Here is a 10328-nt window from a genome sequence, read left to right on the forward strand (position 1 = left end):
GGGCCGCCGCAGGCCGGCCTGTTCGGGCGCCCCGAGCGCTTCGACATCATGAACGCGGCCTTCCTCAACGGCGTCGCCAGCCACATCTTCGACTACGACGATACCCACCTGAAGACCGTGATCCACCCGGCCGGTCCCGTCGCCTCGGCGATCCTCGCCTATGCGGAGATGCACCCGGTCTCGGGGGCGGACTTCCTCAACGCCCTGGTGCTCGGCGTCGAGACCGAGTGCCGCATCGGCAACGCGGTCTACCCGAACCACTACGACGTCGGCTGGCACATCACCGGCACCGCCGGGGTTTTCGGCGCGGCGGCCGCGACCGGCAAGCTGATGGGTTTGAGCGAGCAGCAGATGGTCTGGGCCCTCGGGCTCGCCGCCTCGCAGCCCGTGGGCCTGCGCGAATCCTTCGGCTCCATGAACAAGAGCTTCAATCCGGGCCGGGCCGCCTCGAACGGCCTGTTCGCGGCGATCCTGGCCTCGAAGAACTACACGAGCTCGGACGGGATGATCGAGGCCAAGCGCGGCTGGGCCAACACCATCTCGACGAAGCAGGATTATCGCGAGATCACGGAGGGGCTCGGCACCCGCTACGAGGCGGCGCTGAACACCTACAAGCCCTTTGCCTGTGGCATCGTCATGCATCCGGCCATCGACGCCGCGGTGCAGCTGCGCAACGAGAACCACCTCGTCCCCGACGCGATCGAGCGGGTCGACATGAAGGTCCACCCCCTGGTGCTCGAACTCACCGGCAAGACCGCGCCGCGCACCGGCCTCGAGGGCAAGTTCAGCATCACCCACGCCGTCGCGGTGGCCCTGGTGGAGGGGGCGGGCGGCGAGCGGCAGTTCAGCGACCGGGCGGTGAACGACCCCGTCATCGTGGCGCTGCGCGCCCGGGTGAAGCCGGTGGTCGACCCCGCGATCCGGCCCGAGCAGGTCGAACTCACGGTGGTGCTGAAGGACGGCCGCAGCCTGCCCCGGCGCATCGAGCACGCCATCGGCAGCGTCGAGCGGCCGATGTCGGACGCCGCGCTGGAGACCAAGTTCACCGACCTCGCGGAGGGCATCCTGCCCGACGACCAGGTCCGCCGGGTCATGGGCCTGTGCTGGCGCATCGCCGAGTTGGCCGATGCGGGCGAGGTGGCCCGGGCCGGCGTCCAGGCCTGACGCGACGGTCCGGGATCGACGCGCCGACCCCGGCCGCGTATGGCGAAGCCTATCCCCGGGCCCTGCCTTGCGCGCCGCCTCCCCTGCCCCCACCGAAGGATCATGGACCTGAAGGCCGAGTTCTCGACCACGCGCCTGATCGTGATCCTGGCCTTCGCGGGTTTCGCCAGCACCTTCGCGGGACGCTCCATCGAGCCGCTGGTCGGCGTGCTGGCCCGTGATCTGCGCAGCGATCCTCACACGGTGGCGCTGCTCTCCACCGCCTTCGCCCTGCCCTACGCGCTGATCCAGCCGATCCTCGGCCCCGTGGGCGATGCTCTGGGCAAGGAGCGGATCATCACGATCTGCCTCGCGATCCTCACCCTGGCGCTGGCGGCTTGCGCGCTCACCACCGACCTCGACACCCTGTTCGTCCTGCGGATGATCGCCGGGGGCAGCGCCGGCGGCGTCGTGCCCCTGGCGCTCGCGCTGATGGGCGACCGCATCGCGATCGAGCGCCGGCAGGTCGCCATCGGCCGCTTCCTCGTAGCGGTGATCCTCGGGCAGCTCTCCGGCTCGACCTTCGCGGGGTTGATCGAGGGGGCGATCGGCTGGGCCGGGGTCTTCGCCATCACGGCGGCGGTGGCGGCGCTCGGCTGCGGCGCGGCCCTGCTCGGGTTCGACCGCAGCGCGAGCGCACCGGCCCGGCGGCCGGAATTCCGCACGGCGGTGGCGCGCTACCGCACCATCGTGGCCAATCCCCGCGCCCGCATCCTGTTCGGAGCCGTGTTCATCGAGGCGATCGCGGTGTTCGGGATCTTCCCCCACCTCGCCCCGCTGATCGAGGCGCGCGGCGAGGGCGGGGCCCGCGAGGCCGGCCTGGCGCTCGCCGGCTTCGCCGCCGGGGGGCTGATCTACTCGTTCTCGGTGGGCCTGCTCCTGCGCTTCCTCGGCATGTCGCGGATGCTGATCGGCGGCGGCCTCATCTGTGCGGGCGCCCTCGTCACCATCGGGCTCGCTGGAACCTGGCAGCTCGACTGCGCCGCCCTGGTGGCCATGGGGCTCGGCTTCTACATGCTCCACAACACCTTCCAGGTGCAGGTGACCGAGGTGGCGCCAACCGCCCGCGCCTCGGCGGTGGCGCTGCACGCCTTCTCGTTCTTTTGCGGGCAGGCGCTCGGCGTCGCGATCCTCGGGGGCGCGCTCCAGGGCCTCGGCCAGCTCACCGCCTTGAGCCTCTGCGCCGTGGTCATCGCCGGCCTCGGAATCGTCACGGCGCGCCGCCTGGCGACGACCCCGTCGCGGTGACATCCGGGCCGCCCGGATGCGGGCCGGCGGTCCAAGGGCGGATGAGCGGGCGCGGCGAGGGTTGACGGAGGCGACACGGGGTCGATCTCTCCCGGGACCGACGATCCCGCTCGAGCGAGGCGCAAGGCATGACCGAGGCGACGCGACGAACCCTCCTGGCCTCGAGCCTGGCGGCCACCGCCCTCTCGGGCTCCAGCGCTCCGGCGCGGGCGGCCGACGCGGTGCCGGCCGGGGCGCAGGCTCCCGGTTTCTACCGCTACCGCGTCGGCGACATCCGCGTCACGGCGGTGACCGACGGGGCCAACACCATGCCGCTCCCCGAGCGCTTCGTGCTCAACGCCGACCGCGCTGCGGTCTCGGCGGCGCTCACGGCGGATTTTCGCGACGGGGCGAATCTCACCGTGCCCTTCACGCCCCTGGTGATCGAGACGGGCGGCCGGCGCGTCGTCATCGACACGGGCAACGGCGAGGCCGCCTTCCAGAAGAGCGGCGGCGCCGTGGGGCAGTTCCATGCCAACCTGAAGGCGGCGGGCTTCGACCGGGGCGCCATCGACGCCGTGGTGATCTCCCACTTTCACGGCGACCACGTGAACGGCCTGCTGAACCCCGAGGGCAAGCCCGCCTTCCGGAACGCCGAGATCCACGTGCCGGAGGCCGAATGGGCCTACTGGATGGATGACGGCGCCATGAGCCGGGCGCCGGCGGGTCGGATGCAAGACCAGTTCCGCAACGTCCGGCGGGTCTTCGACGGGCTCGACCGCAAGGTGACGCCCTACGCCTGGGAGCGGGAGGTCCTGCCCGGCCTCACGGCGCTCGGCACCCCCGGCCATACGCCCGGGCACACGTCGTTCCTGCTCGCCTCGGGGAGCGACAGCCTGTTCGTGCAGTCCGACGTCACCAACGTGCCGGTGCTGTTCGCGCGCCATCCGGGCTGGCACGTGATGTACGACCAGGATCCCGCCATGGCCGAGGCCACGCGCCGCCGGGTCTACGACCGGATCGCGGCCGAGCGCACCCTGCTGCAGGGCTTCCACTATCCCTTCCCGGCCGCCGCCCACCTGGAGCGGACGGCGGACGGCTACCGCGAGGTTCTGGTGCCTTGGGACCCGGTCCCGCGCTGAGCGGAACCGGTCCGGCGCCGGGGATACCCGGCGATCAAGGCGCCATGTCGGGGACGGGCTTCAGGACGCCGCCCTGGCCGCTGGCGGCGCTGCCGGTCGCGGCCGGCACCTCCGAAGCGGCGACGGGCTGGGGCGGCGGCGTGAGCTGCAGGTGCTCGCTGGTGTAGACCAGCTCCTGGTAGGCCTTCTGCGCGTCGTCGTTCAGCTTGGTGCCGTAGCTCGGCACGATCTGGCGGATCTTCGCCTGCCACTCGGGCGTGGCGACCTTCTGCGCGAAAACCTTCTCCAGCACGTTCAGCATGATCGGCGCGGCGGTCGAGGCGCCCGGCGAGGCACCGAGCAGGGCCGCGATGCTGCCGTCCTTGGCGCTGACGATCTCCGTGCCGAGCTTGAGCACGCCGCCCTTCTCCGGATCGCGCTTGATGATCTGCACGCGCTGGCCGGCCTGGACCAAGCGCCACTCGTCCTTCTTGGCGTTGGGGAAGTACTCGCGCAGGGCCTGGTAGCGATCCTCGTCCGAGAGCATCACCTGGCCCGCGAGGTACTCGATCAGCGGATACTGATCGACGCCGACGCGCACCATCGGCCAAGCGTTGCTCAACGTGGTGGAGGTCAGCAGGTCGAAGTACGAGCCCTCCTTCAGGAACTTGGTCGAGAAGGTCGCGAAGGGTCCGAACAGGATGACGCGCTTGCCGCCGAGGACGCGGGTATCGAGGTGGGGCACCGACATCGGGGGCGAGCCGACCGAGGCCTTGCCGTAGGCCTTGGCGAGGTGGCGGGTGGCCACGTCGGGATTCTCGTTGACGAGGAACGAGCCGCCCACCGGGAAGCCGCCGTAATCCGCGCCCTCCGGAATGCCGGAGGCCTGGAGCAGGTGCAGGGCGCCGCCGCCCGCGCCGATGAACACGAACTTCGCGTCGACGGCCTGCCGGCTGCCGTCCTTGAGGTTCTTGGAGCTGATGCGCCAGGTGCCGTCGGTGTTGCGCTCGATGCCCTCGACCTCGGTGGAGAGCCTGAGGTCGAACTTCGGCTGGGCCTTCAGGGCGGCGACGTATTGCCGGGTGATCTCGCCCCATTCCACGTCGGTGCCGACCGGCGTCCAGGTGGCGGCGATCTTCTGCTTCGGATCGCGTCCCTCCATCATCAGCGGGACCCACTTCTTCAGGGTCTCCGGATCGGTGGAGTATTCCATCCCGGCGAAGAGAGGGCTCGCCTTCAGGGCCTCGTAGCGCTTCTGCAGGAAGGTGATGTTGTCGTCGCCCCAGACGAAGCTCATGTGCGGGGTCGAGTTGATGAAGGAGCGCGGGTTCTTGAGGACGCCCTTCTGAACCTGCCAGGCCAGGAACTGCCGGGTGATCTGGAAGGCCTCGTTGATCTTGACGGCCTGCTCGATGCGGACGGTGCCCTTCGAATCCTCGGGCGTGTAGTTCAGCTCGGCGAGCGCCGAGTGGCCGGTGCCGGCGTTGTTCCAGCCGTTCGAGCTCTCTAGGGCGACGCCGTCGAGGCGCTCGATCATCTCGAGCGACCAGTCGGGCTCGAGCTCACGCAGCCAGACGCCGAGCGTGGCGCTCATGATGCCGCCGCCGATCAGCAGAACGTCGACCTTGCGCGCCTCGGGGGCGGCCAGCACGGAGGTGCCCGGCAGCGTCGAGGCCGCCAGACCCGCCAGGGCGCCGCCGATGATCTGCCGACGGTTCATCGGCATTGCGTTATGCTGCATTGCAGCATAACGAACGTGAACTTTATCGTCAATGCTCATGATATTTTTCGAGCCGCATCAAGTTTTATTTGAATACCTCATCGCTACAGCACGGACCGCCGCGAGACAACCCGATGGGATCATGGCTGGCATGTCCCGGGAACCCAGACGCGGGGCGGTGATTGTTAACCCCGTCTTCGTTCCGTGCCGCACTGCGTCATCGTTTGCGCTGCGCTGCACCCAATCGGATCGGATCGCGTTCACGCGTCGCCGGCCGAGAACGGATGCCGATCGGCGTTTCAGTCCGCCACCACCGGGACCGCTCCGCCCGTGCGCCGGCGGGCGGCCCGGCCCAGGGCAAGCACCATCGCGCTGCCGGCCGCCGTCAGGGCGACGAGGGGCAGGAGGGCCAGCGGGAAACTGCCGGTCTGATCCTTGATCACGCCGAGGAGCCAGGTCGCGCCGCCAGTGCCGAGATGGGACAGGGTGTTGATGCCAGCGATTCCGGCCCCCGCCGTTCCCGCCGAGAGCCACTCGGTGGCGAGCGCCCAGAACGGCCCCTTGATGGCGTAGTTGCCGACGAGCACGAGGGTGAGGAGGAGGAGGGTCACGGCCAGCGAACTCGTCAGGGTCGTGGCGAGCAGGCAGGTCGAGGTCAGGGCCAGCGGCAGGGCCGTGCTCCAGACCCGCTCGCCCGAGCGGTCCGCGCGCAGGCCCCAGACGATCATGAAGACTGAGGCGATGCCGAACGGGATCATGTTCAGGAAGCCCGTCTCGAGGTTCGAGAGACCGAAGGACTTCAGGATCTGCGGCATCCAGAGGGAGAGGGCGTTACTCGTGGCCGAACTGCCCGAGTAGATCAGCGCCAGCGCCCAGACATACGTGTTCGAGAGCACCTTCCATAGGGGCAGGTGATCGGCGACAGGGCTCGCGGCCCCGCGATCGGCCGCGATCCGGGCCGTGAGCCAGGCCTGCTCCGTTGGGCTCAGCCAAGCGGCCTCGCTCGGGCGGCTCGGCAGGAGGATGAGGGCCGCGAGCCCGAGGAGCACGGCGGGAATCGCCTCCATGATGAACAGCCACTGCCAGCCGCGCAAACCCGCGACCCCGTCCATCTGCAGGAGGGCCGCCGAGAGCGGTGAGCCGAGGAAGCTCGAGAGCGGGATCGCCACCATGAAGGTGGCCACGATCCGGGCCCGATAGGCCTTCGGGAACCAGTAGGTCAGGTAGAGGATCACGCCGGGGAAGAAACCGGCCTCGGCTGCCCCGAGCAGGAAGCGGCCGAGATAGAACGTGTAGGGGCCGGTCACGAAGGCCATGCCGATGCCGACGAGGCCCCAGGTGACCATGATCCGGGCGATCCAGATCCGCGCGCCGAAGCGTTCCATGGCGAGGTTGCTCGGCACCTCGAACAGCACGTAGGCGACGAAGAACAGGCCGCCACCGATGCCGAACATGGCCTGGCTCAGGCCCACGTCCTTGTTCATGGTCAGAGCGGCGAAGCCGGCATTGACCCGGTCGATATAGGCGATGAAGTAGCAGAGGATCAGGAACGGCACGAGCCGCAGCCCGACCTTGCGCATGACAGCGGCCTCGGTGGCGGCCTCCTCGGTCGGGGCGTGGACGGGGGTCATGACCTGTTTCTCCCGATTGCGGTGATGGGGGCCGTCCGGACATGCAGAACAATCAGGTGGAAGCGGGCGCGGGGGTCCTGCGGGCTTGCCTTCGCGGGCCGGCACGCGCACCGCACCGGGCAAGGGCCGCCCTGCTGGCGCTCGCCCTGCTCCTGCCGCTTCCCGGAGAGATCGCCGTGGCCCTAGATCCGACCCCCGCGCTTCGCGCCGAAATCGCCCCCACGGGGACGCTGCGGGCCGCGATCAACTACGGGAATCCCGTGCTCGCCCAGAAGGGCGCCGACGGCGAGCCGGCCGGCGTCTCGGCGGACCTCGCCCGCGAACTCGGCCGCCGCCTCGGCGTGCCGGTGGCCTTCGAGACCTTCGACACGGCCGGGGCGGTGGTGTCGGCGCTCGGCGGCGCGCGCACTTGGGACGTCGCCTTCCTGGCGATCGATCCGGAGCGGGCCCAGACCATCGCGTTCAGCCCGGCCTACGTCATCATCGAGGGCGCCTACCTGGTCCGCGCGGACTCGGCCCTGACCGCCAACGCGGAGGTCGACCGGCCCGGCATCCGCATCGCGGTCGGGCGCAACACGGCCTACGACCTCTATCTCGGGCGCCACCTCAAGGCGGCCGAGCGGGTCTTCGCGCCGACCTCGGCGGCGGCCCTGACGTTGTTCCTCGACGAGAAGCCGGACGTGCTGGCCTCCGTGCGCCAGCCCCTCGAAGCCTATGTCCGCGACCATCCGGGCCTGCGCATCCTGCCAGGGCGCTTCATGGCGATCGAGCAGGCCGTCGCCAGCCCGAAGGCGCGCGCGGGCACGGCCGCGTATCTGCGCGATTTCATCGAGGCGGCGAAGGCTTCGGGCTTCGTGGCCGGGGCGCTCGCGGCCAGCGGCCAGCACGACGCGGTGGTCGCGCCGCCCGCGCCCTGAGGCGGGGCCGGGCGGCGCAGACGCCGCCCTCACGTCGGCACCTTCGGCAGGCGGAACAAGGCCCGGGGGGGCGTCCGAGAGGACGATGCGGCGCTCGGCCGGATCGGGCAGCGACTGGCCCCAATTAACCGCTCCCGGCCGAGATGATCCTTGAGGAGCGGCAGCGCCCCGCGCGCGACGCAGTCGCCGGTCTCGCCGGCCCCGTCGCGGTCGCGTCCCGACAGCTTGACCCGGCCCCGGCCGCCGCGCCCCCTCCCCGCCCGGTCGACCCGGATGCGGCGTCCGTGCGATGAGGGCGGAGGCCCCGTTCATCGGAACACCATGCAGCTCTACCACCCCATCATCGTGCCCGCGCTCGCGGAGGCCTGGGTGCTCGACCGCCTCGCCGTGGAGCCGACCGGCGACCGGGACCGGCCGAGCCTGCGCTTCTTCCGGAACCGGGCGGTGGCCGCACTAACCGCGCAGGCGATGCAGGAATCCTGGCAGAAGTCCCGGCAGAAGTCGCGGCAGAAGTCCTGGGAGCCCCGCGCAGGCGCCACGGCGCCGGGGGACGACGAGCGCCAGGGCGCCGTCCTGGCCTTCGACCGCGCGACCCTGTCGTCGGCCACCCCGTTGGTTTCCGTGCGGGAGGTGCGGGACGACCTGCGCGAGGACGAGCACGAGTTGCGCGCGCGCTCAGACCTGCTGCGCTTCCGCGCGCGGGTCCGGACGATCCACCTCGACGACGAGGAGATCGACGCCTGGCTCGCGGCCTACGCGGCCGGCCACCCCGACGACGACGGGACCGGCCGCTGGACCCGGGCCGTGCGCGAGGCCCTGGAGGATCTCTACCGGGACCCGAGGCGGATCCCGGCCGATCCGGGGGCGGATCGCTAAGCAGGTTTCGCAAAAGTGGCCGCCGGCTTTATGGCTAAAACCTGCGACATCGCACAGAGCCAAGCAGGGTGAAGCGTTGGCTTGCCAAGGCGAACCTGCTTAGCGCGCCGCCCCGATCCTCAGCCCGGCGTCCAGGCGACCCCGGCATCGAGGGGGAAGACCGGGCGCGCCAGCTTCTCGAACGGGAACAGGCCGTAATCCGAACTCGTGACGCCCCGGCTCGCGCATTCCACCACCGCCCGGGCGATGGGCTCGAAGACCGGCCGGCAATACATCCGCGACTTCAGGATCAGCACCCGGACCGCGGCCGGGTCGAGTCCGAGGCTCGTGAAGACGCTGAGGTCCCAGGGCTCGTGCGGCTGCTCGCTGACGAGGATGCGGGCCGCGCCCGTGTCGAGCACCGCCGCCCGGCCCATGCTGCAGCGTTGGCCCGTATAGGTCGGGCCGGTGATGACGTATTGCCCGTCGCTCAGCGCCGCCACCGTTCCGGACACCCGGAGAGGGTCTTGCGCGGGAAATCCCGGCAGGGGCACGCGGTTGCCGAGGTCGAGCGCGACCCGGGCGCTCGCCCCCGCCGCATACAGGGCCGCGACCGCTTGTGGGTCGCAGATCGGGCCGGCGAGGATGCCGTCCATCCCGGCGTCCAGGGCGGCGGCGAGCACGTCCATCACGTCGCAGGTGCCCCCCGACATGCAGTTGTCGCCGTGGTCGAGGAGGAGCACCGGGCCCGCTCCGGGGCCGGCCAGGGCGGCACGGGCCGCCGCGATGGACGCCGCCAGGGGCGCCTCGTCGTAGACGAAGTCCCATCGGGCGGCCCATAAGCGCGCCGCGAGGTCCTGCGCGGCCCGGTCGGCGGCCTCCTGGGTCTCGGCCGTGACGGTCACCGAGACGCCGGCCTCCGACAGGTCGGCTAAAGAGAAGCCACCGAAGATCGTGGCGGCGAGCACGCCGGACCGGCCTTCCGCCGCTCGGGCGGCCGCGACAGCCTCCCGCATCGGGCCGGGCACCCGGGTGTCCATGCACAGGGTGTGGGCGAGCATCGGCGGGTGGACGAAGGCCCGGCACGGAACCAGCCCTTCGTCGAGCATGCGCCCGACGATGCCGGCGACGAGGCTGCCCGTCTCGGCCATGTCCACGTGCGGGTAGGTCTTGAAGCCCGCCAGCGCGTCGCAGTTCGCCACCATGCGGGCGGTGATGTTGCCGTGCAGGTCGAGGGCGACGCCGAGCGGCACGCCGGGCGCAAGAGCGCGGATGCGGGCGAGGAGTTCGCCCTCGCCGTCGTCGTGGCTCTCCGTCACCATCGCCCCGTGCAGGTCGAGCAGGATGGCGTCGCAGCCGGGCCGGATCGCGTCGAGGATCGCCGCGCTCAGGGCCTCGAAGGCTGCATCCGCCACCGGGCCGCTCGGGTTGGCATGCGCGGAGACCGGCACCACGAGGCTGGCGCCCCGGCCTTCCGCGAAGCGGATGAACGTGCCGAGCGCCGTGGTGCTGCCGCGCCCGGCCGCCAGCGCTTCCGCGCCCCAGAGCGGATTGAAGGCCGCGAGCGGCGTCGCCAGGGGCGAGAAGGTGTTGGTCTCGTGGTTCACCCGGGCGGTGACGATACGCATGCGGTGCGAAGCCTTGCTGGGGGAAG

Annotated in this window: 8 protein-coding genes; 5 read left to right on the top strand and 3 right to left on the bottom strand. The window is 70.9% G+C overall.

The window, feature by feature from the left end:
* The 3 genes from MFF30_RS10870 to MFF30_RS10880 all read left to right on the top strand — a co-directional run.
* Positions 1 to 1164, top strand: a 1164-nt coding sequence (locus tag MFF30_RS10870) for an MmgE/PrpD family protein (protein ID WP_238279388.1), incomplete at its 5' end; no start/stop codon positions are given.
* A gap of 102 nt (positions 1165 to 1266) precedes the next feature.
* A complete protein-coding gene (locus MFF30_RS10875; protein ID WP_238279389.1) occupies positions 1267 to 2451 on the top strand; it encodes an MFS transporter in 1185 nt (394 codons plus the stop codon).
* A gap of 128 nt (positions 2452 to 2579) precedes the next feature.
* Positions 2580 to 3572, top strand: a complete 993-nt coding sequence (locus MFF30_RS10880) for an MBL fold metallo-hydrolase (RefSeq protein WP_238279390.1) — start codon at positions 2580 to 2582, stop codon at positions 3570 to 3572.
* A 34-nt stretch (positions 3573 to 3606) separates the two neighbouring features.
* On the opposite strand, the gene mqo is transcribed toward MFF30_RS10880, so the two are convergent.
* On the bottom strand, positions 3607 to 5277 hold the full coding sequence (mqo, locus tag MFF30_RS10885; RefSeq protein ID WP_238279391.1) for a malate dehydrogenase (quinone): 1671 nt from the start codon (positions 5275 to 5277) through the stop codon (positions 3607 to 3609).
* 293 nt (positions 5278 to 5570) lie between these two features.
* Positions 5571 to 6902 carry an MFS transporter gene (locus MFF30_RS10890; protein ID WP_238279392.1) on the bottom strand — a complete coding sequence of 444 codons (1332 nt, stop codon included), beginning with the start codon at positions 6900 to 6902 and terminating at the stop codon, positions 5571 to 5573.
* A gap of 41 nt (positions 6903 to 6943) precedes the next feature.
* Between MFF30_RS10890 and MFF30_RS10895 the strand changes: the two genes are divergently transcribed.
* On the top strand, positions 6944 to 7819 hold the full coding sequence (locus MFF30_RS10895) for a transporter substrate-binding domain-containing protein (protein ID WP_238279393.1): 876 nt from the start codon (positions 6944 to 6946) through the stop codon (positions 7817 to 7819).
* Positions 7820 to 8140: 321 nt separating this feature from the next.
* Positions 8141 to 8695: a hypothetical protein gene (locus MFF30_RS10900; protein ID WP_238279394.1), complete on the top strand. Its 555-nt coding sequence runs from the start codon at positions 8141 to 8143 to the stop codon at positions 8693 to 8695.
* Between the two features lie 119 nt (positions 8696 to 8814).
* Here the strand turns inward: MFF30_RS10900 and MFF30_RS10905 are convergent.
* Positions 8815 to 10328, bottom strand: a 1514-nt coding sequence (locus tag MFF30_RS10905) for a M81 family metallopeptidase (RefSeq protein ID WP_238279395.1), incomplete at its 5' end; no start/stop codon positions are given.

It is taken from the genome of Methylobacterium goesingense, from assembly GCF_022179225.1.
In the GTDB taxonomy this organism is placed as follows: domain Bacteria; phylum Pseudomonadota; class Alphaproteobacteria; order Rhizobiales; family Beijerinckiaceae; genus Methylobacterium; species Methylobacterium goesingense.

Bases quoted from the DNA above. Each gene is read 5' to 3' on its own strand.
- MFF30_RS10880 (WP_238279390.1), top strand. From the start codon at position 2,580: ATGACCGAGGCGACGCGACGAACCCTCCTGGCCTCGAGCCTGGCGGCC.
- MFF30_RS10875 (WP_238279389.1), top strand. From the start codon at position 1,267: ATGGACCTGAAGGCCGAGTTCTCGACCACGCGCCTGATCGTGATCCTG.
- MFF30_RS10895 (WP_238279393.1), top strand. From the start codon at position 6,944: ATGCAGAACAATCAGGTGGAAGCGGGCGCGGGGGTCCTGCGGGCTTGC.
- mqo (WP_238279391.1), bottom strand. From the start codon at position 5,277: ATGCCGATGAACCGTCGGCAGATCATCGGCGGCGCCCTGGCGGGTCTG.
- MFF30_RS10900 (WP_238279394.1), top strand. From the start codon at position 8,141: ATGCAGCTCTACCACCCCATCATCGTGCCCGCGCTCGCGGAGGCCTGG.
- MFF30_RS10890 (WP_238279392.1), bottom strand. From the start codon at position 6,902: ATGACCCCCGTCCACGCCCCGACCGAGGAGGCCGCCACCGAGGCCGCT.